Source organism: Xanthobacter sp. 126, from assembly GCF_000526175.1.
GTDB lineage: Bacteria > Pseudomonadota > Alphaproteobacteria > Rhizobiales > Xanthobacteraceae > Xanthobacter > Xanthobacter aminoxidans.
This window is the reverse complement of sequence record NZ_JAFO01000001.1, coordinates 4,450,224-4,474,659: the sequence shown is the minus strand read 5'-3', so window position 1 is coordinate 4,474,659 and position 24,436 is coordinate 4,450,224. Positions and strand designations below refer to the sequence as shown.

Annotated in this window: 24 protein-coding genes; 15 read left to right on the top strand and 9 right to left on the bottom strand. The window is 68.7% G+C overall.

Translation table 11 applies throughout. The features are described from left to right. The first annotated feature begins 7 nt into the window (after positions 1 to 7). Positions 8 to 2,275, top strand: a complete 2,268-nt coding sequence (locus XAN126_RS0121200) for a TonB-dependent receptor (protein ID WP_197024077.1) — start codon at positions 8 to 10, stop codon at positions 2,273 to 2,275. A gap of 93 nt (positions 2,276 to 2,368) precedes the next feature. Here XAN126_RS0121200 and XAN126_RS0121195 read toward each other — a convergent pair whose 3' ends face one another. The 3 genes from XAN126_RS0121195 to fabI form a co-directional block, all read right to left on the bottom strand. Then, positions 2,369 to 2,644 carry a hypothetical protein gene (locus tag XAN126_RS0121195; protein WP_024280562.1) on the bottom strand — a complete coding sequence of 92 codons (276 nt, stop codon included), beginning with the start codon at positions 2,642 to 2,644 and terminating at the stop codon, positions 2,369 to 2,371. A 180-nt stretch (positions 2,645 to 2,824) separates the two neighbouring features. Beyond that, positions 2,825 to 4,198, bottom strand: coding sequence for a flagellar basal body P-ring biosynthesis protein FlgA (locus XAN126_RS0121190; protein ID WP_024280561.1), 1,374 nt, complete (start codon positions 4,196 to 4,198; stop codon positions 2,825 to 2,827). Between the two features lie 218 nt (positions 4,199 to 4,416). Then, positions 4,417 to 5,181 carry an enoyl-ACP reductase FabI gene (gene fabI, locus XAN126_RS0121185; RefSeq protein ID WP_024280560.1) on the bottom strand — a complete coding sequence of 255 codons (765 nt, stop codon included), beginning with the start codon at positions 5,179 to 5,181 and terminating at the stop codon, positions 4,417 to 4,419. 159 nt (positions 5,182 to 5,340) lie between these two features. Here fabI and XAN126_RS0121180 point away from each other — a divergent pair, with 159 nt between their 5' ends. Both XAN126_RS0121180 and XAN126_RS0121175 read left to right on the top strand, forming a co-directional pair. Further along, the gene (locus XAN126_RS0121180) at positions 5,341 to 6,681 is read left to right on the top strand and encodes an MFS transporter (RefSeq protein ID WP_245272310.1); all 1,341 of its coding nucleotides are present in this window, start codon (positions 5,341 to 5,343) and stop codon (positions 6,679 to 6,681) included. A gap of 197 nt (positions 6,682 to 6,878) precedes the next feature. Further along, on the top strand, positions 6,879 to 7,097 hold the full coding sequence (locus tag XAN126_RS0121175; protein WP_024280558.1) for a hypothetical protein: 219 nt from the start codon (positions 6,879 to 6,881) through the stop codon (positions 7,095 to 7,097). Between the two features lie 54 nt (positions 7,098 to 7,151). On the opposite strand, the gene fae is transcribed toward XAN126_RS0121175, so the two are convergent. After that, positions 7,152 to 7,661: a formaldehyde-activating enzyme gene (gene fae, locus XAN126_RS0121170; RefSeq protein ID WP_024280557.1), complete on the bottom strand. Its 510-nt coding sequence runs from the start codon at positions 7,659 to 7,661 to the stop codon at positions 7,152 to 7,154. 46 nt (positions 7,662 to 7,707) lie between these two features. Then, positions 7,708 to 8,955, bottom strand: coding sequence for a glycoside hydrolase family 2 TIM barrel-domain containing protein (locus XAN126_RS0121165; protein WP_029877537.1), 1,248 nt, complete (start codon positions 8,953 to 8,955; stop codon positions 7,708 to 7,710). Between the two features lie 193 nt (positions 8,956 to 9,148). Here XAN126_RS0121165 and XAN126_RS0121160 point away from each other — a divergent pair, with 193 nt between their 5' ends. From XAN126_RS0121160 to XAN126_RS0121145, 4 genes are all read left to right on the top strand, one after another. Beyond that, positions 9,149 to 10,069 carry a metallophosphoesterase gene (locus tag XAN126_RS0121160; RefSeq protein WP_024280555.1) on the top strand — a complete coding sequence of 307 codons (921 nt, stop codon included), beginning with the start codon at positions 9,149 to 9,151 and terminating at the stop codon, positions 10,067 to 10,069. 154 nt (positions 10,070 to 10,223) lie between these two features. Beyond that, the gene (locus tag XAN126_RS0121155) at positions 10,224 to 10,769 is read left to right on the top strand and encodes a Spy/CpxP family protein refolding chaperone (RefSeq protein ID WP_024280554.1); all 546 of its coding nucleotides are present in this window, start codon (positions 10,224 to 10,226) and stop codon (positions 10,767 to 10,769) included. A 199-nt stretch (positions 10,770 to 10,968) separates the two neighbouring features. Further along, positions 10,969 to 12,216: an MFS transporter gene (locus tag XAN126_RS0121150; RefSeq protein WP_024280553.1), complete on the top strand. Its 1,248-nt coding sequence runs from the start codon at positions 10,969 to 10,971 to the stop codon at positions 12,214 to 12,216. 142 nt (positions 12,217 to 12,358) lie between these two features. After that, positions 12,359 to 12,823 carry a hypothetical protein gene (locus XAN126_RS0121145; protein ID WP_024280552.1) on the top strand — a complete coding sequence of 155 codons (465 nt, stop codon included), beginning with the start codon at positions 12,359 to 12,361 and terminating at the stop codon, positions 12,821 to 12,823. An 11-nt stretch (positions 12,824 to 12,834) separates the two neighbouring features. Here XAN126_RS0121145 and XAN126_RS0121140 read toward each other — a convergent pair whose 3' ends face one another. Continuing rightward, positions 12,835 to 13,746, bottom strand: a complete 912-nt coding sequence (locus tag XAN126_RS0121140) for a LysR family transcriptional regulator (protein WP_024280551.1) — start codon at positions 13,744 to 13,746, stop codon at positions 12,835 to 12,837. Positions 13,747 to 13,868: 122 nt separating this feature from the next. Between XAN126_RS0121140 and XAN126_RS0121135 the strand changes: the two genes are divergently transcribed. After that, positions 13,869 to 14,297, top strand: a complete 429-nt coding sequence (locus tag XAN126_RS0121135; protein ID WP_024280550.1) for a DoxX family protein — start codon at positions 13,869 to 13,871, stop codon at positions 14,295 to 14,297. A 68-nt stretch (positions 14,298 to 14,365) separates the two neighbouring features. Here XAN126_RS0121135 and XAN126_RS0121130 read toward each other — a convergent pair whose 3' ends face one another. Further along, a complete protein-coding gene (locus XAN126_RS0121130; RefSeq protein ID WP_024280549.1) occupies positions 14,366 to 15,373 on the bottom strand; it encodes a polyprenyl synthetase family protein in 1,008 nt (335 codons plus the stop codon). 125 nt (positions 15,374 to 15,498) lie between these two features. Between XAN126_RS0121130 and XAN126_RS0121125 the strand changes: the two genes are divergently transcribed. From XAN126_RS0121125 to XAN126_RS0121095, 7 genes are all read left to right on the top strand, one after another. Further along, a complete protein-coding gene (locus tag XAN126_RS0121125) occupies positions 15,499 to 15,726 on the top strand; it encodes a DUF2007 domain-containing protein (RefSeq protein WP_024280548.1) in 228 nt (75 codons plus the stop codon). Beyond that, positions 15,716 to 16,474 carry a methyltransferase gene (locus XAN126_RS0121120; RefSeq protein WP_024280547.1) on the top strand — a complete coding sequence of 253 codons (759 nt, stop codon included), beginning with the start codon at positions 15,716 to 15,718 and terminating at the stop codon, positions 16,472 to 16,474. Before XAN126_RS0121125 ends, XAN126_RS0121120 begins: the two co-directional genes overlap by 11 nt. 82 nt (positions 16,475 to 16,556) lie before the next feature. Then, positions 16,557 to 17,450, top strand: a complete 894-nt coding sequence (locus tag XAN126_RS0121115; protein WP_245272309.1) for a S49 family peptidase — start codon at positions 16,557 to 16,559, stop codon at positions 17,448 to 17,450. Positions 17,451 to 17,565: 115 nt separating this feature from the next. Next, positions 17,566 to 19,230 carry an NAD+ synthase gene (locus tag XAN126_RS0121110; RefSeq protein WP_024280545.1) on the top strand — a complete coding sequence of 555 codons (1,665 nt, stop codon included), beginning with the start codon at positions 17,566 to 17,568 and terminating at the stop codon, positions 19,228 to 19,230. 74 nt (positions 19,231 to 19,304) lie between these two features. Continuing rightward, on the top strand, positions 19,305 to 19,889 hold the full coding sequence (locus tag XAN126_RS0121105) for a TetR/AcrR family transcriptional regulator (protein WP_024280544.1): 585 nt from the start codon (positions 19,305 to 19,307) through the stop codon (positions 19,887 to 19,889). 13 nt (positions 19,890 to 19,902) lie between these two features. Then, complete coding sequence (locus XAN126_RS0121100; RefSeq protein WP_024280543.1) at positions 19,903 to 20,190, top strand: YciI family protein; 288 nt, start codon at positions 19,903 to 19,905, stop codon at positions 20,188 to 20,190. A 139-nt stretch (positions 20,191 to 20,329) separates the two neighbouring features. Next, entirely contained in the window at positions 20,330 to 23,077 is a 2,748-nt protein-coding gene (locus XAN126_RS0121095; protein ID WP_024280542.1) for a DUF2339 domain-containing protein, read from the top strand. A 96-nt stretch (positions 23,078 to 23,173) separates the two neighbouring features. Here the strand turns inward: XAN126_RS0121095 and XAN126_RS0121090 are convergent, their stop codons facing one another. Next, positions 23,174 to 23,509: a YnfA family protein gene (locus XAN126_RS0121090; protein ID WP_029877534.1), complete on the bottom strand. Its 336-nt coding sequence runs from the start codon at positions 23,507 to 23,509 to the stop codon at positions 23,174 to 23,176. 22 nt (positions 23,510 to 23,531) lie between these two features. After that, positions 23,532 to 24,401, bottom strand: coding sequence for a 4-(cytidine 5'-diphospho)-2-C-methyl-D-erythritol kinase (locus XAN126_RS0121085; RefSeq protein ID WP_024280540.1), 870 nt, complete (start codon positions 24,399 to 24,401; stop codon positions 23,532 to 23,534). Between the last annotated feature and the right edge of the window lie 35 nt (positions 24,402 to 24,436).

The window sequence follows — 24,436 nt, the reverse complement described above, 5'->3', positions numbered from 1 at the left end:
CACGCAAATGCCATCCCCCCTTCTCCCTGCCGGGACCCTGTCCCGGCTGCGCGGCAGCTTCGCGCGCAGCACCGCCCTCTTTGCGCCGTCCGCGCTCGCGCTTGTCCTGATGCCGGCGTTCATCGCGCCCGCCATGGCGCAGACCAGCCCGCAGCCGGCCACCGAACTGCCCCCCGTGACCGTGCGGGCCGCCACGCCGGCGGCGACGGCCTCCGGCGCACCGGCGACGGATTCGGGCAACTTCTCCCCGGCGGACATCGCGCTCATCTCCGGCAGCGAGGCGCAGGCGGCGACGCTGTGGACCAGCGATTCGGGCTCGCTCCTCAGCCGCATCCCCGGCGGCGCGGCGTGGGGCGCGGGCGGGGTTTCCAGCCTGCCGGCGGTGAACGGCATGGGGGCGGACCGGGTCCAGGTCGCGGTCAACGGCATGCTGTTCGGCATCGCCTGCCCGAACCAGATGAATCCGCCCTTTTCCTTCGTCAATCCTGCGATGATCGCGAACGTGAAGGTCTATACGGCCACCGCGCCGGTGAGCGTCGGCGGCGACTATACGGGCGCGCGGGTGAACGTGACGGTGGCGCCCCCGAAGTTCACCGAGGGCGAGCAGCTCACTGTCTCCGGCAGCATCTCCGGCTATTATCGGAGCAACAACAACAGCTACGGCGTGGACGCCACGGCCACCGTCTCCAATGCCGACACCAGCGTGACCTATACCGGAGGCTGGGCCAAGGCGAGCGACTATGTGGCGGGCGACGGCACCACCATCAAGTCCACCTTGTACGAGACCCAGAACCACGCGCTGACCATCTCGAAGAAGGTCGCCGACCAGCTGTTCACGGTGGGCATCGGCGGCCAGTTCATCCCCTACGAGGGCTACCCCAACCAGTATATGGACCTCGTCGAGAACAAGAGCCTCAACGCGTTCGGCCGCTATCTCGGCGAGTTCGACTGGGGCCAGCTGGAAGGCAACGTCTTCGCCAACCAGATCCGCCACACCATGGGCTTCGTCGCGCCGGACAAGACCGGCGACATGCCCATGGACACGAAGGCGACGGACATCGGCTATTCGCTGAAGGGCACGATGGCGCTCTCCGCCCGCGATACGCTGCGGATCGGCAATGAACTCTACTACAACACTCTCGACGACTGGTGGCCGCCCGTCGCCGGCTCCATGATGATGGGGCCGGACACATTCCAGAACATCAACGACGGCCAGAAGCTGCGCTTCGGCATCTATGGTGAGTGGGAGCGGCGCATCGACGATCGGTGGACGGCGGTGCTGGGCGTGCGCAACGACGTGGTGTGGATGAACACGGGCGACGTGCAGGGCTACAATGACATGATGTACGGCGCGGATGCCGCGCTCTTCAACGCCCAGAGCCACGCCCGCACCGACTTCAATGTCGATGCCTCGGCCATCCTGCGCTACGATGCGAACGCCGCGAGCACCTACGAGTTCGGCCTCGCCAGAAAAACCCGCTCGCCAAACTTCTACGAACGCTATGCCTGGTCTACCAACGCCATGGCCATGGACATGATCGGCTGGTTCGGCGACGGCAACGGCTATGTGGGAAATCTGGACCTCAAGCCCGAGGCCGCCCATACCGCGAGCTTCACCGCCACCTGGCACGATCCGGTGCGCAATGCCTGGGAACTGCGCGTCTCGCCCTATTACAGCTACGTGGTCAACTATATCGACGCCGACCGCTGCCTGCTGGCGGGCTGCCTCGCCAGCCAGCCCAACAATGCCTATGTCACCAACAACTTCGTCTTCCTACAGTTCGCCAACCACGATGCGTGGCTCTATGGCGTGAACATCGACGGCAAGATGGAGCTGTGGAATGACCTCGCCTGGGGGCAGGGCGTGTTCCGCGGCAACCTCAACTTCGTGCAGGGCCAGCGCACCGACGGCGTCAACCTCTACCACATGATGCCGCTCAACGGCGTCATCGCGGTGGACCACAAGCTCGGTAACTGGACCAACAGCCTCGAACTGCAGATGGTGGCGGCCAAGGTGCTGGTGAGCCAGGTGCGCAACGAGGTCGAGACCTCCGCCTACGCTCTGCTCAACTTCCGCACCAGCTACCAGTGGCAGCAGTTCCGCTTCGACTTCGGCATCGAGAACATCTTCGACACCAATTACGACCTGCCGCTGGGCGGGGCGAACCTGGTGAACTACCAGGTGTCGTCGATGATGGGGACGTCGGCAGCATGGGGCTATTCGGTGGCCGGCATGGGCCGCTCGTTCAACACGCGGGTGACGTACCAGTTCTGAGGGGGCGCCCTTCCAGCCGCGGCCGATTTCTGGCCGCGGCTCATGTTCCGCCCCGACGTCGTGCGCCGGGGCGGCGGAGGCTGTTGTCTGGCCTTACCGGCCCCGCGCCAGCCGCGCGGCCTTGCGCTTGGCCATGGTGGCGAGGAGATCGGACGCGGTGAGAATGACGAGCGCGGTCAGGGCGAGCGCGGTCGCCGTCAGCGCGTAGATGATGATGAAGGCATAGCCGAAGAAATAGGTGAGATAGCCGAAGGCGAAAATCAGGTTCGCGATGAAGAAATACTTGGCGTCGGGCAGGCCGTAGATGGCATCGCGGAGAAGCCAGCCGAAGAAGGGGACGTGAAGCACGGCGCGCGCGGCGGTTCGCATGGGGCAGGGTCCGGTGAAATGTATCGAGGTTCATCCCGCACTGCGGGACAGGCCGAACCTTCACCGGACATTTGATCTGGATCAATAATCCCATTCGCCGCAGGCGGGCCATTCCGGTGCGGCCTCGCGCCGCGCCGGCGGACGGCTAACGTCCACCGGCGCCGGGCGCCGGGGCGCCTCTCAGGCCGCTGCGGAGCAGGAGGCCGGGGCGGTGAACTGGCGCTCCATCTCCCGGCGCAGACGCACGGTGTCGCTGTCGCCGATCTCCACGTCCGCCCAGCCGACCACTTCGCCGCGGGCGATGGACCGGGTGAGGCGCACCTTGTGGGCGAGGCCGATGGGCAGGGCGCCGCGGGCAAGGGACTCCTCCGCCCGCATGATGCGGCCCCACACGGTATAGCCGCCCTCGCCATCCAGCATCTCGCCGGGCATGAGGTCCTTCTTCGCTACCGCCACGGCGTCGGAGAAGAAGCCGATGGGCGCGCCCGTCGCCTCGTTCCTGAGCGCTGCTGCGGCGACGCTGATGCCGAGTTCGAGCCCGATCATGTGGTAGGGGCGATAGAGTGCCGTGTAACGACCGCTCGGGTCGGTGGCCATGCCGTACTCGCGGAAGCAGCGGCGCGCATAGTCGCCGCGCGCCGAGGGATCGGCCTCGATCACCACATAGACGCCCCAGCGCAGATCCCGGAACACGGGCCGTCCGTCCCGCTCCAGGCTGGAGACGACCTCCACCTGCCCGGCCTCCTCCAGCAGCCCGCCGGCGTCGCGGGGGCGCAAGATGGTGGGCAGATCGTCCACACCGCAGGGCGGGAAGAGCAGCCCGTCGCGCGGCGCCTTGAGGCCGGTGGCGTTGGAGATGGCGGCCATCTCGATGGAGGATTTCGTGCCGTCCACGAAAGAGTTGAACATCTGCGGGTTCATCCCGCCGATGGCCGCCTGCTCGGGCGTGAGGCCGATGTTGCGCCACACGTCGTCCGGCGTGGAGGCGTGGTAGGCGGGCAGGTATTTCGTGCCCTTGCCGGCGGCCACGACGTTGAAGCCACAGGTCTGCGCCCAGTCCACCATCTCGCACACCAGCGCCGGCTGGTCGCCATAGGCGGCGGCATAGACAACGCCGGCCTCGGCCGCCTTGCGGGCAACGAGTGGACCGGCCAGCACGTCCGCCTCCACCGTCACCATCACGATGTGGCGGCGCTCGGCGATGGCGAGGAGCGCGTGCCTGAGGCCCGCCGCGGGGCTGCCGGTGGCGTCCACGATCACTTCGATGCCATCGGCCTTGATGAGTGCCTCGGCATCCTCGGTGATGACGGTGCGGCCGGTGCGGCGCGCGTCGTCGAAATCGGTCGCGAGGGCCTCGTCCACCGGCCAGCCGGTGTTGGCGAGGGCATCCTTCGCCCGGGCGGCGGAGAGATCGGCGATGCCCATGAGGTGCATGCCCACGGTGGTGCGCACCTGCGACAGGAACATGGAGCCGAACTTGCCGGCACCGACGAGGCCGACGCGCACCGGCCGCCCCTCGGCCGCGCGGGCCCGGAGCTTGGCTGCGAGATTCATGGGGTCGCTCTCCTTCCTTGCGGAAGCCGGGCGAAGACGTGCGCACGCGCGTGCCCGTCGGGCGGGCCGATGCGCTGGAGCGTTCCTCCGTCCGGCCATCGCCGGTTGTCTTCGGCCGGATCGTTGCTGTCCGGCCGTGGCGGGTGGGGCCCGCGGGGGAACGGTAGTGCGCTCTTCAGCCGGAGGGAAGCGCTCCCATACGTCAGGGCGGGCGTCTTTCAGCCGATGATGCTGTAGCCGCCGTCGATCTGGTGGACGCCGCCGGTGACGTTGGCGGCCTCGCGGCTGGCGAGGAAGGCCGCGAAGGCGCCCACATCCTCGATGGAGGCGAGGAGATGAGTCGGTGCGCGCGCGGCGGCCTCGTTCAGGAGTTCGTCGAAATCGGCGATGCCGGAGGCCGCGCGGGTCTTCAGCGGGCCGGGCGAGAGGGCGTGGACGGAGATGCGCTTCTCGCCGAGTTCCGCGGCGGCATAGCGCACCACCGATTCGAGCGCCGATTTCACCGGCCCCATGATGTTGTAGTGCTCGACCACCTTCTCTGCGCCGTAGAACGAGACGGTCATGCAGGTGCCCCCCGCACCCATCAGCGGCTCCGCGAGGCGGATCATCCGCAGGAACGAGTGGACGGAGACGTCCATGGCCTTGGAGAAGCCTTCTGCCGAGCAGTCGACCACGCGGCCGTGCAGATCCTCCCTCGGGCAGAAGGCGATGGAGTGGAGCAGGGTATCGAGCCGGCCCCAGCGCGCGGTGATCTCGGCGAATACGGCTTCGAGCTGGCCGGGAATGCTCACGTCGAGGGGGAGGATCAACTCGGCGCCGATGGATTCGGCGAGCGGTCGCACATGCGCCTCGGCGCGCTCGTTGAGATAGGTGACGGCAACGTCGGCACCCTGCTCGCGAAATGCCTTCGCGCAGCCCCAGGCGATGGACTGGTCATTGGCGACGCCCACCACCAGCGCCTTCTGGCCCTTCAGCGAAAACATGCGCGCGCCCTCGTGCGTTGCGGTTCTCCACCCTCTTTGCACCCGGTCGCCGACGTCAATATGACGAAAGTCAAACGGCGCAAGGGTCTGCCCGGCCTGCGGCAGTTGACGCCCGTGCCGCCCGCCGCCACAAACCGCGCAAAGACGGGGGAGGGGCGCGTGGTGGCGCAGAGGCAGACGGTGGAGACGCGCGCCTTCGCCAAGGCGGTCCGGCGGCTGATCCCGCTGATGATGGTGCTCTATGTGGTCAGCTTCCTCGATCGCGTGAATGTGGGCTTCGCGGCGCTGACCATGAATGCGGACCTGGGTTTCTCGCCCGAGGTCTATGGCTGGGGCGCCGGCATCTTCTTCCTCGGCTATTTCCTGTTCGAGGTGCCGAGCAATCTGGTGCTGCAGAAGGTGGGCGCGCGGCTGTGGATCTGCCGCATCATGGTGACGTGGGGCCTGATCTCGGCGGCGACCGCCTTCGTGACGGGCGCGACCGGCTTCTTCATCGCCCGCTTCCTCCTCGGCGCTGCCGAGGCGGGCTTCCTGCCGGGGATGATCCTCTATCTCGGCTACTGGTTCCCGCTGTCGGTGCGGGCGCGCTACGTGGCGCTGTTCATGGCGGCGGTGCCGATCTCCAGCGCGCTCGGGGCGCCGTTGTCCGCCTGGATCCTCGACACCCACGGCCTGCTTGGCCTCGCCGGATGGCAATGGCTGTTCATCATCGAGGGGCTGCCGGCGGTGGTGCTCGGCCTCGTGGTGCTCGCCTTGCTGCCCGACGGCCCGGAGCAGGCTCGTTGGCTGACGGCCGAGGAGAAGGCCGCCATCGCCGCGCGTCTCGCGGCCGATCACCTCACCCATGATGCGGCGCATCAGGCCGCCCATCCCGCCGGAACGCACGAGGCCTGGCTGCCAGCGCTGAAGGATGCACGGGTCGTCGTGCTTTGCCTCGTCTATCTCGGCCTCGTCGTGGGGCTCTACGGGATCGGCCTGTGGCTGCCGCAGATCGTGCGTGCCATGGGCTATTCCACCCACGAGGTGGGGCTGATCCTCATCATCCCCTATGCGCTGAGTGCCCTCGCCATGCTCGCCGTGGGCCGCCACAGCGACCAGCGCGGTGAACGGGTGCTGCATGTGGCGGTTCCGGCGGTCGCCGGAGCGGCGGGGCTGGTCGCCAGCGTGGTCGCGCCCACGCATATGGCGGCCATCGCCGCCATCTCCCTCGCCTCCATGGGCATCTATGCGGCGCTCGGGCCGTTCTGGTCGGTGCCGCCACAATTCCTGCGCGGCACAGCGGCGGCGGCCGGCATCGCGCTCATCAATTCGGTCGGCAATCTCGGCGGCTTCGCCGGCCCCTATCTCGTCGGTTTCGTGCGGGAGGCGACCGGCCGCTTCGATGTCGGCTTCATGGCGCTGGCGGCCATCGTGCTCGCCGCCGGTTTGCTCATGCTCGCTTTTAGGGCACAACTTGGGCCTTCGCTGCAGTGCAATGACGCTGCGGCAAGAAAAACTTAGCCAGCACCGTCTCAGCCTGATGAAGAGGTCAAGCTTTTCTGCTTTACTCTCACTCCAAATGACCGCCGGACAGTCGGCGGCGCGGGAGGAACATCGTGGCATTTCAAGCGAAGGGTCGGTCGCGCCCGCCCTCTGCGGGCCCTGCGGGGGGCCCTCTGGGGCAGTTCACAGCACACAGCCAGCTGGCCGCGCAAAGCATGGCGGCCCGGGACGCGGGCGCGCGTGAGCGTGCCTCGGTCATGATCGTGGCCATGGCCTGCTCGTTCTCGGGCCTGCTGGTGGGGCTGTGCCTCGCCGCAGCGCACTGGCCCGGTCTGGCCTTCATGGCCGGCGCCGCGATCGCCGGCACCGGCGCCTGGTTCGCCCGTGGCCTCTCCCTCGATCTGTCGAATGAGAGCGGGGACGGCGCGCAATAGCGCGTCCCGCGGTCAGTCTACCGCCAGAGTGTGACGCGCCGTTTCCCGGCGCGGTTAGTCTACAGCCAAGGGGTGACGCGCCGTTTCCCGGTGCGTCATGGCCTCCGCCGGGCTCGGCGTTCCGCTGATGGCCCGCGTGATGGCAAGGCGGGTGGCCTCGTGGTTGAAGGCCTGGATGCGCGCATCGTCGCTGGCGTCCCAGTGGATGAACACCCCCACGCAGATGAAGATGTCGTCGGCCTCCTCCACGGGGATGATGCCGTCCGCCACGCAATCCGCCACCGCCTTGGCGACCGCATATTGCGCCGGCCCGAACATCTGCACCGCTTGGCGGGCATCCTTGATCGTCACCTTGTTGAAGAGGACGGTGGCGGGCTTCACCATCAGATTGGGCTCGACCACGGCGAGCAAAGCGGTGAAGCCGTCCTTGTTGTTGGTGAGGGCGTTGACGAAGGCGATCTCGGCGGAAGAGCCGCGCGGACCCATGATGAGGTCGATGTGCGCCACCTCGTTGCCGTCGCCCACCAGGGCCTCTCCCACCAGAAGACGGTCGATCCTGGGCATGAAATCCTCCGCAAAATGCTGTGCTGAAAAGGCGTGCTGAAAAGCGCTACTGGATCTCGAAAGGGATGTTGCCGGTGGCCGCCGCGCCGCGCCCGTCGCGCAGGGTGACGAACACGCGGTAGCGGCCGGGCGGCAGGCCGAAGATGCGCACGCCTGTCGGGGCGGGATCGTGCAGGCCCGCGGGAAAGTTGGGCGGCACCGGCTCGGGATCGCCGCCGACGCTGCGGGCGGTGGTCTCGGCCATGATCTGCCATTCGGCCTTCAGCGGGTCGCCGTCGGGATCGGTGGCGGAGAGGCGCACCAGGGTCTGCCCGTCGGTAGAGAATCGGGCTGGTCCGACGAGGGAGAGGGCGAGGATGCGTGGCGCCCGGTTGGGGCCGCCGGGCACCTTCCCGCCCCACAGATCGGCCATGACCTCCACCGTCTCGGTCCATTCGCCGGTGGGCAGCAGCAGCGAATACCAGGAGGGCGTCACCTCCTGCTTCTGCCCCCACAGGAAGGGCATGGCGCCGACGCCCGCCTGCTTCGCCCCCATCAGATAGCGCCGCACGCGGGCGGCCTTGTCCGAGGAGGTCGGCTCCATGGGCGCGCCCCACGGTGCCTTGGGCGCATCCCAATGGCCCTGCGCGCCGAGCTCGGTGAGGATGATAGGGCCGGTCCAGCCCTGCGCCCGCGCGCGACCGGCGGCGGTGAGAAGGCCGTCGCCATAGCCGTTGATGCCGAGCGCGTCGATGTCTGGCGCATGGCGCTTCAGGATGGCAGCCTTGTCCTGTCCCACTTCGGCGAGCACCGCCATGGTGGGGTGCTGGCCGTCCAGTGTCTTCACCAGCCGCGCGGCCTCCTCGATGGCCGGCCACACGGCCTGCGCCTCTTCCGGGGAAAGCTCGACCTCCACCTCGTTGCCGATGCCCCACATGAGCAGAGCCGGATGGGTGCGATAGCGCTCCACCATGTGGCGCAGCGCCTCCAGCTGGGCCGTCACCGCCGCACGGTCGGCATAATTGAAGCCGAGGCGGGGATGGCCGAGCCAGAAGCCCACGATCACCTTGAGCCCCGCCCGCTGCGCCGCGTCGAGAATCTCCCCCGGCTCCTGCCCATAGGTGCGGATGGTGTTGGCGCCCAGCGCCTTCAGATCGGGAAAGCGCGTCTCGCCGCTGGCACCGAGGGGAACAAAGGGTTTGCCGTCCACCAGGATCTCAGTTCCGCGCACCGCCACCTGGGAGGCATGAGCCTGCCCCACGAGGGCAGGCGAAAGCGCGAGCGCAAGCAGAAGGAGGACGAAAACGTGACGCACGGACTTCACTCGCGATTGGCCTGAGGACATCGATGCATTGCAGCATGCAGCGTGCGGGATGGCTTCTGCAACATCAACCCGGCGCAGCCGCCGCGCCTTGCCGCATCGCAAACAGGGAACCGCGGCGGGTGTGGCGCGATCTGCTATAAGCGCCGCGTTCCCGCCGCACTTCTCGCTGCACCAAGGTCCGCCTATGCCCGTGATCGCCCACCTTTCCGACCCGCATCTCGGCCCAATCCCGGAGGCGCGCGTCTCCGAGCTTCTGGGCAAGCGCTTCTTCGGGATGATGAACTGGATCGGCGCGCGGCGTCGCAATTTCGGCGCATCGACGCTGGCGCCGCTCACGGAGGACCTCCTCGCCCAGCAGCCGGACCATATCTGCGTCACTGGCGACCTCGTGAATGTGAGCCTGCCGGCCGAGTTCGACACCGGCGCCACCTTCCTCGCCTCCCTCGGGGAGCCCGACAAGGTGAGCGTGGTTCCCGGCAATCACGACGCCTATGTGCGCTCGGCCATGCACTACCATCTGGAACATTGGGCGCCCTTCCTCGCCGGAGACGACAGCCATCCCCACACGCCGGTGGACGTGGATTCCTTCCCCTACGTCCGGCGGCGGGGCGAGGTGGCGATCGTGGGCGTCTCGACGGCGATCCCCACGGCGGTGTTCCTCGCCAGCGGCAAGGCGGGGCGTGCGCAGCTGGGCCGGCTCTCGGCGCTGCTGGAGCGGCTGAAGGCGGAAGGGCTGTTCCGGGTGGTGATGATCCATCATCCCCCCGTGGGCGAGCGCCCCTTCCACCGCGACTTGCGCGATGCGGAGGAGGTGCGGGCGGTGCTCGCGCAGGCGGGGGCGGAACTGGTGCTGCACGGGCACGACCATCGCGCCTCCCTCGGCTACATCCCGTCGGCAGCCGGCCGCATCCCCGTGGTGGGGGTGCCCTCCGCCTCGGCTGGGCCGCAGGATGAGCGCGGCGCCGGCGGCTATTGCCTCTACCGGATCTCCGGCGGAGCCGGTGCATGGCGCTGCGAAATGGAACGGCGCGGATATTCCCGGGATACGCAGGGAGTTTCGAGCCTGGAAGCGAAAGTACTCGTCGGATCGGAAGGTTTTGCCTGAAAGTCGTGGCGAAATGGTGGTATTGTTCCGCACGAGGTCACACGAAAAATCTATTTGCAACAAGTTGTATCAAGATGTCTATTACCGAAGTTTAAGTTGCCGGACGTGGGTTTGGGGGCGATGCTTCCTTCGTCCCTGAAGGAGGACTCACGACATGAAACGCGCTCTTTTCGCCGCAACCGCCGCTGCGCTGATCGCCGGTTCCGCGGCCACCTATGCCGCGAACACCCCCGCCGCAGGGGATGCGTCGCACCGCTGGCAGCCGACCGCCGAGGATCGCGCCATCCTCACCGATGCCCGCATCGTCGCGCTCAAGACCGCGCTGAAGCTCACGCCTGATCAGGAGAAGCTGTGGCCGGGCGTGGAGCAGACGCTGAAGTCCGTGGCCAAGGATGCGGCCCAGCGCCGGGAGCAGATGGCCGCCGACCGCAAGGCTGCCCGCGAGGCGCGGCAGGCCGGCACGCCGGCTGATCCCATCGCCCGCATGCGCACCGCCGCCGATCGCATGGATGCCCGCGCCAACGACCTGCGAAAGATCGCCGATGCGGCGGACCCGCTCTACAAGACCCTCGACACGGCGCAGAAGCAGCGCCTCAACATGGTGCTGCACCAGCAATTCCGCGGCATGGGTGGCGGAATGGGCGGCTGGCATCACGGCCCGCACGGCGGCCCGAATGCGGATGGCCCGCGTCGCGGCTGACGCTGGGGACCTCCGGCAGACACGGCGGGGCGGCCAAGGCCGCCCCGCTTTGCGATTGTCTTGAGGTAATATGCGACCGATCCATGAGAGCTGCTCATGGAGCCGTTGACGATTATTGATTTTCCAAAGGACGTGGGCTGCTCGTAGAATGGGTCCAACATGCACCCGTGGGTGCATCTCCCAACGCGAGACGACCCTCATGTCCGCCCCATCCTCACCGACGGCCAATCCTGGCCGGAGCGGCACCGTTCCGGCCATCCTCATTCTCATCGCCGGCTCGGCGGTGGCGCTGCTGACCTTCGGTCCGCGCTCCGTCTTCGGTCTGTTCCTGCTGCCCATGTCGCAGGAGTTCGGCTGGGGCCGCGACGTGTTCGGCTTCGCCGTCGCCATCCAGAACCTTCTGTGGGGCGTGGGTTCGCCGTTTGCCGGCGCGCTGGCCGATCGCTTCGGCACGGTACGGGTGCTGTGCTGCGGCGCGCTCATCTATGCCGCCGGCCTCGCGCTGATGGCCTATGCGACGACGCCCGGCCTGCTGCACCTGTCCGCCGGCGTGCTCATCGGCTTCGGTTTGTCCGCCGCCTCGTTCAACCTCGTGCTCGCGGCCTTCGGCAAGCTCTTGCCCAACGAGTGGAAGTCCATCGGCTTCGGCCTCGCCACCGCGGCCGGATCGTTCGGCCAGTTCCTGTTCCCGCCGCTCACCCGCGGGCTGATGGACACCATCGGCTGGCACCAGACCCTGCTGGTGTTCGGCGCTTCGCTGCTCATCGTGCTGCCGTTCTCGCTGGCGCTCGCCACCCGCGCGTCCGCACCGTCCGCCACCGGTGCCGCACAGGCGCCGCAGCAGACCATCGGCGCGGCGCTGAGCGAGGCGCTCAGGCATCCGAGCTACGTGATGCTGGTGCTCGGCTTCTTCACCTGCGGCTTCCAGCTCGCCTTCGTCACCGTCCACATGCCGGCCTTCCTGGTGGACAAGGGCATGAGCCTGTCGGTAGGCGCCTATACGCTGGCGCTGATCGGCCTGTTCAACATCCTCGGCTCGCTGACCGCCGGCTATCTCTCCAACCGCATGCCGCGCAAGGTGCTGCTGTCGGTCATCTACGCCGCGCGCGGCGTCGTCATCGCGGTGTTCGTAATGACCCCGATCACGGCGACGAGCTGCTACATGTTCGGCGCTGCCATGGGTTTCCTGTGGCTCTCCACCGTGCCGCCGACCTCGGGCCTCGTGATGCTCATGTTCGGCACGCGCTACATGGCCATGCTCTATGGGTTCGCCTTCTTCTCCCATCAGGTGGGCGGCTTCCTCGGCGTCTATCTCGGCGGCGAGATCTATGAGGCGACCAAGAGCTACGACTGGCTGTGGTGGCTGTCCGTGGCGCTGTCTTTTGCCTCCGCGGCCATCAATCTGCCCATAAGGGAACGTCCTGTTCATCGGCCGGTAACCGTATGAGCGCGACTCTCAGAGCACGGTGCCGGAAGATTCGGCATCGTGCGCACGGCGCCGGTGTTCCCTAGCTGTTCCTGCTATTGACAATGGCCGGTGGTGTCTGCGCAACGTGAACGAAGATCAGATGGATAATCGCGAACAAGCCATGCGCAGCATTCTCGTCGCGGCCTTGGGCTTTGCCGCACTCCTCCCGGCCGCTCTGGCGCCGGCGCCCGCAGCCGCCCAGCAGCTCTCGGCCGATCAGGCGCGCGAGTTCGTGGTCGGACGCACTTTCTCGTTCACCTGCTTTGAAGGTTCCAAGGGCGCCGGGCGCGTCTATGCCGATGGCTCGGTTGCCGGCATGATCACCCTGCGCGACGCGCCGCCGCGCTTCGTGCGCCTGCCGCCGAACACCCTGCGCGTGCGCGGCGAGAATGTGTGCGGCTTCGTGAAGGGCATGACCTTCGAGCCCTGCTTCGATCTGGTGAAGACCGGGCAGAACTCCTTCCGCGGCTCGCTGGCCGGCATTCAGACCATGTGGTGCGAATTCGTCGGCGCCAGCGGCGAAGGCCAGCAGGTGGCCTCACGCCGCTCCAAGTCCAAGCGCACCACGGAAGCCTCCGCGGACTGAGCTTTTTCCCGTCAGCCCGCAGTCGCGGGCTGATCCTCCATCCCCTCGATCCGCCCCCTGAGCTTGCCGATCTCCCGGCCCGCATGCTCCATGAAGGTGCGCACCCGCGCCGTGGCCTTGATGTCGGGATGGGTGAGCAGCCACAGCCCGGATTCCAGCTCCCCCTGCCGTCCCATGAGCTGGACGAGACCCGGCGTGACCGCCGCGATGAAGCAGGGCAGCAGCGCCAGCCCCATGCCAGCCGCCGCCGCCTCGGCAAGGCCGAGCACCGTATTCACCCGATAGATGATCTTCTCCTCGCCCACGCGCTCGCGCAGCCATTTGGCGGGCTTGATGGCGCCGAGATTGTCGGAGAAGCCGATCCAGTCGTAGCGCCGCAGATCCGCCGGATCGAGCGGGCCGGCGATGTTCTGCGCGGCGCTGCCATAGATGCCCCAGGCGATGGAGGCCATGCGCCGCCCCACCAGCGTGTCGCCCGGCCGGTCGCTGGCGCGGATGGCCACGTCCGCGTCGCGCTTGGAAAGGCTGAGCGACTGGTTGGAGATCACCACGTCGAGGCGAATCTCTGGATAGGCCGCGCGGAACGAGGCGAAGATGGGCGTGAGCATGTGCACCAGCAGCGTGTCGTTGGTGGTCACGCGCAGTTCGCCGGAGGGGCGCAGATCCTGGCCCGTGATGCGGCGCTCCACCGCCAGCACCTCGTCCGCCATGTGCTCGGCGAGGCGCACCATCTCCTCGCCCATGGGGGTGGGCACGTAGCCTGCGCGCGCGCGCTCGAACAGCCGGGCGCCCAATTGCTGCTCCAGCGTGCCGAGGCGGCGGAAGACGGTGGAGTGGTTGACCGCCAGTTGCTCGGCGGCACCCGCCAGAGAGCCGGTTTCGGCAATGGCCCGGACCAGCCGGAAATCGTCCCACGGTATCATGGAGAGGCGACCCTCGGGAAAGTGATTTGCGCAGATGCAAACTCGATATGGATTTGATGAGTATGGCCGTGCATAGGCGCGAAAGCTAGATGTGGCGTCACCTCAAACCGGAGTTCACTCCCATGGTTGACACCCGCACCGCTCCCTACGGCCTCTTCATCCTGCGTCTTGCCCTCGGCATCATGTGGCTCTCGCACGGCCTGATGAAGATCTTCATCTTCACCGTTCCCGGCTTCGCCGGCTTCCTGTCCAGCAAGATGGGCCTGCCCGGCGCCCTCGCCATTCCCTTCATCGCCATCGAGATCGTGGGCGGTCTGCTGCTCATCGGCGGCGTCTATGCCCGGCAGGTCGCCATCCTGCTCATCCCTATGATGCTTGGCGCGCTCAGCTATCACCTGCCCAACGGCTGGGTCTTCTCCGCGCCCGGCGGCGGCTGGGAATATCCCGCCTTCCTCGTGGTCGGCCAGATCGTGCTGGCGCTGGCCGGCGAAGGCGCCTTCGCGGTGAAGCCCGCCGCGCTCCTGCCCACCAGCCGTGCCGCGGTGGCCTGACATTCAAGGTCCAACAAAAAAGGCCGGCTCCGCGAGGGGCCGGCCTTTTTGAGTGAATGGTGCCGCTCTCAGTGGGCGCGGGAGAGGCAGAAGTCCACCGCCTCCATCAACGCCGCCTTGGCGGGGCCGGCGGGGAAGAGCGCGAGGGCATCCTTGGCGATGGCGCCGTAATGGCGGGCGCGCTCCACCGTGTCGGCAATGGCGCGATGCTTGGTCATCAGGCCGATAGCCTGATCGAGGTCCGCGGCGCTCGCCTCGCTGTTTTCCAGGCAACGCTGCCAGAAGGCGCGCTCCTTCTCGTCGCCGCGGCGGAAGGCGAGGAGCACCGGCAGGGTGATCTTCCCCTCGCGGAAATCGTCGCCCACGTTCTTGCCGAGCTTGGCCTGCGAGCCGCCATAGTCGAGGGCATCGTCCACCAGCTGGAAGGCGATGCCGAGATTCATGCCGTAGGAGCGGCAGGCCGCCTGCTCGGCCTTCGGGCGCTGGGCGAGGACGGCGCCGACCTCGCAGGCGGCGGCGAACAGTTCGGCCGTCTTGCCGCGGATGACGGCGAGATAGTCGTCCTCGGAGGTGGCGGTGTTCTTGGCGGCGGCGAGCTGCATCACCTCGCCCTCGGCGATGACGCAGGCGGCGGTGGAAAGGATGTCGAGGCAGGTCATGGAGCCCACCTCCACCATCATCTTGAACGCCTGGCCCAGCAGGAAGTCGCCCACCAGCACGCTCGCCTCGTTGCCCCAGAGCTTGCGCGCGGCGAGCTTGCCCCGGCGCATGTCGCTCTCGTCCACCACGTCATCATGGAGGAGGGTGGCGGTGTGCATGAACTCCACGGAAGCGGCGAGCTTCACGTGGCCGTCGCCCCGGTAGCCCGCGAGCGCGGCGCAGGCGAGCGTCAGCATCGGCCGCAGACGCTTGCCGCCGGACGAGATGAGGTGGTTCGCCACCTCGGGAATCATGGCCACGTCGGAGCCGGTCCGCGCCAGGATGACGGCGTTGACCCGCTCCATGTCCGTCTTCACCAAGGCGACCAGTGCCTCGAGCGACGGCTCGTTGGGCTCGAACGGAAGGACGACGGCCAAGAAAAGCTCCCGCTTGTCAATCTTTGGGGCGCACCATAGGGATGCGGATGGGTTCCGTGCAAGCTCTGGCAGATCGCCTTTGGTTGCACCGGGCGCGCCAGTCGCCGCGATCGGAGGTCTGTACGATGCAGGAGATGGTGCGGACCAACGATCTGGTGCTGCTCGGCGCCATAGAGGCGCTGCTCACGTCGGCCGATATCGGTCACATGGTCGCGGATGCCCATATGAGCGTCCTGGAAGGCTCCATCGGCGTCTTTCCCCGTCGCCTGCTGGTTGTGGACGAGGACGTGCCGCGCGCGCGTCGCCTGCTGACGGAGGCGGGATTCGGCTCGGCCCTGCGTGATGCCGGCTGAAGCCGTTGCCCTGTCCACCGACAGCGTGCTCGGTGGGAGATTGACGCTGCGGCAAATGGTTTCGGGCCACCGCGTCGGACACGACGCGCTGCTGCTTGCCGCCTTCGCGCCGGCGGACCGGCGGACGGCGGTGGACCTCGGGACGGGAGTGGGCAGCGCCGGCCTCGCCTTCCTCGCCCGTGTTCCGGAGGCGCGCGCCACGCTGGTGGAGATCGATCCCTCCCTCGCTGTGCTGGCGGCGGAGAATGCGGCGCTCAACAGCTTGGACGGGCGGGCGCAGGTGGTGACGGCGGATGTGGCTACCCTCGGGCGGCCTGCGGGGCCGGATGTGCCGGGGAAGGGCGCGGCGGACCTGGTGCTCGCCAACCCGCCCTTCAATGCCGACACCCGCCACCGCACCTCTCCCGATGAGGCCCGTGCCCGCGCCCACATGGCGGATGCCGACCTTCTCGCCGAATGGGTTCGCGCCGCTGACCGCTGCCTCGGCGCGAAAGGCGTGCTCTGCCTGATCCATCGCCCCGAGGCGCTGGCGGACATTCTCGCCGCGCTGGCGAAAGGATTCGGGGCCATCGAGATCCTGCCCGTTCATCCGCGTGCCGACCGGCCGGCGGTGCGGCTGCTGGTGAGGGCGGTGAAGGGGCGGCGCACGCCGCCCGCGCTCCTGCCCGGCCTCGTGCTGGCCGGGGCGGACGGCTCGCCGACGCCGGAGGCCGAGGCGGTTCTGCGCGACGGCGGCGCGCTGCGCTGACGCGCGATCAGGGGGGCGGCCTTTGCGGGGAATGGCGCCTTGAGGGCGCGGTCTCGACAAGGAATGGCGCCTTGAGGGCGCCATGGGGAGGCCCTACATCTCGGGCATGGCCGAATTTCTTTCCTCCCTGTCGCGCCGCGCCCGCGGTCTCCTTCCCAGAAAATGGTGCACCGATGCGCCCCTCGTGCCGGTGGTGCGGCTGTCCGGCCCCATCGGCATGACCTCGCCCTTCTCGCGCAGCATGTCGCTCGCCAGCACGGCGCAGGCGCTGGAGAAGGCCTTCGGCATGAAGGAGGCGCCCGCCGTGGCGCTGCTCATCAATTCGCCGGGCGGTTCGCCGGTGCAGTCCCATCTCATCTTCCGCCGCATCCGCGCGCTGGCGGAGGAGAAGGAGAAGCATGTCTTCGCCTTCGTGGAGGATGCGGCGGCCTCGGGCGGCTACATGATCGCCTGCGCGGCCGACGAGATCTTCGCCGATCCCTGCTCCATCGTCGGCTCCATCGGCGTGGTGACGGCGGGCTTCGGCTTCGACAGGGCCATCGAGAAGCTGGGCATCGAGCGGCGCGTCTACACAGCCGGCGAGCGCAAGGTGACGCTGGACCCCTTCCGTCCCACCCAGCCGGAGGACGTGGAGCGGCTCGACCAGTTGCTGAAGGAGCTGCACACCGTATTCGCCGACCTCGTGAAGTCGCGCCGCGGCGATGCGCTGATGGGCGACGACGAGACGCTGTTCTCCGGCGAGTTCTGGCTGGGCACGCAGGCCGTGGGCCTCGGCCTCGTGGATGGTCTCGGCGACGTGCGCGGCATCCTGAAAGCCCGCTACGGCACGGACACGACGCTGAAGCTGGTGCAGGGCTCCACCGGGTTCCTGCCCAAGCGCCCCACGGGCTTTGCCGGCGCGCTCGCCCGCGAAGCGGCGCTGGGCGCCGGCGCGGCGGTGGAGGAACGCGCGCTGTGGAGCCGGCTCGGGCTGTAGCCGTCGCCTGCCCGGCGGCCGGGGCGAGAGGCTGGTTGCCGATTGATCAGGCAGAACGGGCGCATGCCCGTTTCTTGCCCTTTCGCCTTGTGCGGGGCGGGGTTACATCCGAAGCATGACCGAGCCCGCCGATACCCTTCTCATCGCCATCGCCCAGCTCAACCCGACGGTCGGCGATGTATCCGGCAATCTCGCCATCGCCCGACGCGCCCGGCAGACCGCGGGCGAGGCGGGGGCGGACCTCGTGGTCTTTCCCGAGCTCTTCATCGCCGGCTATCCGGCCGAGGATCTGGTGCTGAAACCGGCCTTCCTCGCGGCCTGCCAGGAGGCGCTGGAGGCGCTCGCTGCCGAGACCGCCACCGGCCCCGCGGTGCTCATCGGCGCGCCGTGGATGGAGGAGGGGCGGCTCTTCAACTCCGTGCTGCTGCTGGAGGAGGGGAAGATCTCCGCCGTGCGGCACAAGGTGGATCTGCCAAATTACGGCGTGTTCGACGAGAAGCGCGTGTTCGCCGCCGGCCCTCTGCCGGGACCGATACCGTTCAAGGGCGTGCGCCTCGGCGTGCCCATCTGCGAGGATATCTGGGGGCCGGACGTGGTGGAATGCCTCGCCGAGACGGGCGCGGAAATCCTCATCGTTCCCAACGGCTCGCCCTATCGCCGCTCGGTCTATGCGGAGCGCGAGAACATCGCCGTCGCCCGTGTGGTGGAGAGCCGCCTGCCGCTGCTCTACGTGAATCAGGTGGGCGGGCAGGACGAACTGGTGTTCGACGGCGCCTCCTTCGTCCTCAACGCCGACCGCTTCCCCGCCTTGCAGTTCCCCGGCTTCGTCGAGCGGGTGCGCCTCTCCCGCTGGCAGCGCTTCGAGGACACCTGGCGCTGCCTCGGCGGCAATCTCGTGGAGGCCTTCGAGGGCGACGAGGCCGATTATGCCGCCTGCGTCGTCGGGCTCCGGGACTATGTGACCAAGAACGGCTTTCCCGGTGTGGTGCTGGGCCTCTCAGGTGGCATCGATTCCGCTTTGTGCGCGGCCATGGCGGTGGATGCCCTGGGGCCGGAGCGGGTGCGCTGCCTGATGCTGCCCTACCGCTTCACGTCGGACGACAGCCTCAAGGACGCAGCTGCCGTGGCCGAGGCGCTGGGCGTCAGCTACGAGGTCGTGCCCATCGCGCCTGCGGTAGAGGGGCTGGAAGCGGTGCTGGCGCCGCTGTTCGCGGGCACCGAACGGGACGTGACGGAGGAGAATTTGCAGGCCCGCGTGCGCGGCACGCTGCTCATGTCCGTCTCTAACAAGTTCGGCGCCATGGTGCTAACCACCGGCAACAAGTCGGAGATGTCCACGGGCTATGCCACGCTCTATGGCGACATGAACGGCGGCTTCAATCCCATCAAGGACCTGTACAAGACTGAGGTCGTGCGCCTCGCCCGCCTGCGGAACCGCTGGAAGCCGGCGGAGGCGCTGGGGCCGGACGGCGTCGTCATCCCCGATCGCCTCATCGACAAGCCGCCAAGCGCGGAACTGCGCGAGGGCCAGACGGACGCGGACGCGCTGCCGCCCTATCCGATGCTCGACACCATCCTCGCCCGGTTGGTGGAGGGCGAGAGTTCGGTGGACGAGATCGTCGCCGACGGCTTCGATGCCGCCATCGTGGCCCGCGTGTCACGCCTGCTCACCGGTGCCGAATACAAGCGCCGTCAGGCCGCGCCGGGGGTGAAGGTGACGGGGCGCAACTTCGGCCGCGACCGCCGCTATCCCATCACCAACCGTTTCCGCGAAGAATAGCCCGACCAGCGCTTGACGGGCCTAGGTCAGTCGTCCTAATTCTGGTCATAGGACAATTGACCTAGGCGGTTCCCATGCCTGCGAGCGACACCCGCGCCGCCATCGTCGAGGCGGCGGACCGACTGTTCTACGAGACCGGCTTCGCCTCCACCTCGTTCGCCGACATTGCCGCGGCAGTGAAGCTCTCGCGCGGCAATTTCTATTATCATTTCAAGAGCAAGGACGAGATCCTCGCGGCCATGATCGCGCTGCGGCTGGAGCGTACCCGGAAGCTCCTCGCGCAGTGGGAAGACGAGGGAGACGATGCGGAGGCGCGCATCCTCAGCTTCGTCGGCATCCTCATCGCCAATCGCGCCAAGATCATGCGTTTCGGCTGCCCGGTTGGCACGCTCTGCAACGAGCTGGCGAAGCTCGATCATGCCGCCGGCGCCGACGCCGCGCGGCTCTTCACGCTTTTCCGCGACTGGCTGGCACGCCAGTTCCGCGCTCTCGGGCACGGGGAAGACGAGGCCGCCCGCCTCGCCATGCACCTCCTCGCCCGCAGCCAGGGGGTGGCGACGCTCGCCAGTTCCATCGGCGACGAGGCGTTCATCGACGCCGAAGTGGCCGAGATGCGCAATTTCGTCGCCATCCATCGCCGTCCCGCCGCTCACGCCTGAAGAGGGGGAAACCATGTTCGTCGTCCTGCTGCGCTTTGCCGCCAACCGTGCCGCCGCCCCGCGCCTGATGGACGGGCACAATGCCTGGCTGCGGAAGGGCTTCGACGAGGGAAGCTTCCTGCTCGCGGGCGGCATCGAGCCCAAGGCCGGCGGCGCCATCCTCGCCACCGCCGCCTCCCGCGCCGAGGTCGAGGCCCGGATCGCGGAAGACCCGTTCGTCGCCGATGGCGTGGTCGCGGCGGAGATCATCGAGATCGCACCCGGCCGCACGGACCCGCGGCTCGCCTTCCTCGCCGCCTGAACGCGCGAGGGAGGCGCAATCCTACCGCCCCCATGGTCTTCCAGATTTTTCTTTTCCTTGTGCGGACTTAGCCGGAGGTGTCTAGCCACGGGGCGGCGCTGACGTTACGGTTGCGCCGGATACAACCGGGCTGGTCGCGATGGATGAGTGGGCGCTTCTTGTTCTGGTGGTTCTCGCCTTTCCAGTGATGGCCCTGGTGGGTTTCATCATGGCGCTGAAGAGCCGGGGCCGCATTCGCGTGCTGGAGGCGCGGGTCGCGGCGCTGGAGGCTCAAGCAGGGCTGGCGCCGGCCGCTGCGTCCGTTCCAGCCTGGACCCACACGCCACCGGCCGCCATGCCGCAGGCGAAGGAAAGTCCGCTGGCGCGCCTCGCACGGCCGCCCGAGCCGATCGATGCGGGAAGCGAGCCGCCCGCTGCGCCGCCGCCTCTGTTTCCCGCGCCCGAGGCGGATGCCCCGGCCGCTCCCCCCGCGCCGCCCCCGCCTGCCATCGATGCCGCCAGGCTCAAGGAGCGGCTTGCCGGCTTCGAGGAGAAGGTCGGCGCACGTTGGGCGGTGTGGGTCGGCGGCCTTGCTTTGGCGCTGGGCGGGGTGTTCCTCGTGCGTTTCGCGGTGGAGCAGGATCTGATCGGGCCGGGCTTGCGGGTCAGCCTTGGCCTGCTGCTGGCTCTTTTCCTGCTCGGTGCCGGCGAATGGCTGCGCCGTCGCGAGGGCAAGGACCCCGCCGCACCCATCACCAGCCTGCGCGGGCTGGTGCCGGATGTGCCGAGCATCCTCACCGCCGCCGGCACCATGACCGCCTTCGGCAGCATCTTCGCCGCCTATGAGCTCTACCATCTCATCCCGCCGCAGGCCGCCTTCCTGCTGCTCGCCGCCACCGGTGTCGCCACTTTGCTGGCGGCCCTGCTGCACGGACCGGCCCTGGGCGCGCTCGGTTTCGTCGGCGCGGCGCTGACGCCCTTCCTCGTCACCACCAGTTCGCCCAATGCCTGGGGCGTGGCCCTGCTCATCGCCGTGGTCGGGGCGAGTGCGCTGGGCGTCGCGCGCATCCGCCGCTGGAAGGGGCTCGCGCTCCTCGCCATCGCCGGCATGGTGGCCTGGGGGCTCACCCTTATCGCCTTCGAGGTGCCGCAGGCGGTGACCGCCTCCGGTGCGCTCGGCCTCGTGCTGCTGGCGCTCACCGCCGCGCTGCTCGCGCCGGGCTTCTTGTGGGGACCCGAGGCGGGGGAGCGGCCGGAGCCGGTCTCCATCCTCGGCGCGGTGGGCGCGCTTGCCGTTATGGCCGCCGCAGCGGTGGACGGGAATGTCGCCGCCGGGCCGCTGGCCGTGTTCGTCGTGGGCGCCGTGGGCGTGCTCGCGCTGGCGTGGCGGGTGCGGCCGATGACGTTCGCCACCTTCGCGGTGGCACTGCTGGCCCCCGCCATCCTCACCCAATGGGTGTTCCCGCCCGATGCCGGCTCGACCCTCGCGCCGGCCGGCCCCATGGCGGGGGCGGTGGCCGAGCCGGAGCGTCTCTCCATCGGCCATTTCATGGTCTTCGCCTTCGCAATGGGCGCGCTGATGCTGTCCGCCGGTGCGCTGGGCGCCGGGCGGGGCGGGCGCAGCCGCACGGTGCTCGGCTGGGCGGTGACGGGGACGGTCGGCCCGGTGCTGATGCTGATCGCCGCCTATGCGCGACTCACGGAGCTGGAGCGCAGCCTGCCCTTCGCGGCGCTCGCGCTGGCGCTCGCCTTCCTCTTCACCCTCGGTGCCGAGCGGTTGCTGAAAGGCGCGCGCACCCATGCGGCCACGGTGTTCGCCGCGGCCGGCGTGGTGAGCCTGTCGCTGGCGCTCACCTTTGCACTGGAAAAGGGCTGGCTCACGGTGAGCCTCGCGCTCGCCGCCTGCGGCGTCGCCTGGGTCTCCACCATCCGCCCGCTGCCGGGGCTGCGGCAGTTCTCGGCGGCGCTGGGCGTCGTGGTGCTCTCCCGCATCGTCTGGCTGCCCACCATTGCCGTTGATCCGGGCACGACGCCCATCTTCAACTGGCTGCTGTGGGGCTATGGCGTGCCGGCGCTGGCATTCGCCGCGGCCGCCTTCTTCCTCGCCAGGAGCAGGGACGACTGGGCGCGGCGGGTGCACGAGTGCCTCGCCCTGATCTTCGCCATGCTGCTGGCGGCCACCGAAGTGCGCCACCTCGCCCATGGCGGCGACATCTATGCGGTCGGCACCCGGCTGTTCGAGACCGGCCTGCTGGCGGTGGTCTATGGCGCCTATGCGGTGGGGCTGTCACGCCTCGCCAACGTCACCGGGCGCGGCTTCTACCGGCTGTTCTCGGACATCGTGGCGGCGGCGGCGACCGTCTGCGCCCTCAACGGCCTGATCGAGACCAATCCGTTCGCGACCGGCGAGGCCGTGGGAGGGCCGATCTTCAACGATCTCCTCATCGCCTATGCCCTGCCGGCTGGCCTCGCCGTGGCTTTCGCGGCCGGCCAGCCCGTGACGCGGCCGCGCGTGCGGACGGCGGGATGGGTGATCGCCGGGGTGCTCGCGCTCGCCTATGTCACGCTGGAGGTGAGCCGCCTGTTCCAGGGGCCGGTGCTGGCGGGCGACGCCATCTCCTCCGCCGAATGGTATGCGTGGTCGGCGGCGTGGCTGGTGTTCGGCATGGTGCTGCTGGCGCTTGGCCTGTGGCGCGGCTCGCGCACGCTGCGCCTCGCCTCGGCCGCGGTGATGGTGGCAACCGTGCTCAAGGTCTTCCTCTCCGACATGGCGGATCTGGAAGGCGTCCTGCGCGCCGTGTCCTTCATCGGCCTCGGGCTGGTGCTGGTGGCCATGGGCTGGGTCTATCAGCGCCTGCTGGCGCGGGAGAAGGTGGCAGCGGCGCCGGGGGGACCGCCTTCGGCGTGACGGGTTGCTTCGGCGCGGTGCTTCGCTCAAGCGCCGCGCGGGTTGGCCTCGCTCAAGTGCCGTGCGGGCTTTGACCGGCGCCCATGCCGCGCAGCCTCACCCGCGCGGGCCGAACACGATCACCGCCGCCCCCGCAAGGCAGATGAGCGCGCCGGCTGCGTCCCAGCGGTCCGGCCGCACGCCCTCGACGCTCCACAGCCACGCCAGAGAGGCGATGATGTAGATGCCGCCATAAGCGGCGAACGCGCGCCCGGCGGCCTCCGAATCCACGAATGTGAGGGCCCAGGCGAAGGCGGCGAGGCTCACGAGCCCCGCCAGCAGCCAGAGCGGCGTCACGCCATGGCGCACCACCTGCCAGAAGGCGAAGCACCCGGCGATCTCGCACACGGCGGCGACCACGAAGGCGATGAGCGTCGACAGCGGCAGCGCCATGGTTTTCACCCCCTCCGAACCGTCATCGCAGGATGGTGGGCTTCACCCACCAGTCCGGTTCTGTGGCAAACACCCGCCGTGCCAGCGCAGCAGCGGCCCGGCAATCGTCCGTCAAGGCGAAGACCGTGGCGCCCGAGCCGGACATGCGGACCAGCCGCGCCTCCGGTTGGATCGTGAGGCGGTGGATGACCTCGGCGATCTTCGGCGCGACGGCCACGGCCGGCGGCTCCAGATCGTTGGGCACGGCGGCGATGGCGGCCATCAGCTCCGCCCGGCCAGAGGGCAAAACGGCAGGCAGGGACGGCCCGTCGAATGTCGCGCCGGGCGACAAGCCAAGCTGGCGGAACACGGCGGCCGTGGGCACCGCCACGCCGCAGTTCACCAGCACTCCGGCGAGCGGGGGCAAGGTGAGGGGCGAGGAGAGCACATCGCCGACCCCTTCCATCAGCCGCGGACGCGGATCGAGGCACACCGGCACGTCGGAGCCGGTGGCGCGGGCTGCGGCGAACAGGCGCGGGTCATCGGGGGCGAGGCCATTCAGGCGGCCCAGCAGGCGCAGTGCCGCAGCGGCATCGGACGAGCCGCCGCCGAGCCCCGCCGCCACCGGCAGCCGCTTTTCCAGAAGGAAGGCACCGAGCCGCGCCCCCGGCACCTCGGCGGCGAAGGCGCGCGCCGCGCGCAGCACCAGATTGTCCGCATCCGGTCCTGCTGCCGCAGCGGTATGCCCCTTCACGGCAAGCGATAGCGCAGCGTCAGGCGTGAGCGAGAGGAGATCCGCCGCGCCGGAAAAGACCACGAGACTCGCGAGATCGTGAAACCCATCCGTGCGCCGCCGGACGATGCGCAAGGTCAGGTTGATCTTCGCCGGAGCGCGCGTCCGCAAGGTTTCCATAAGGCGGCTTATGCCGCGCCGCACACGTCGCCGCA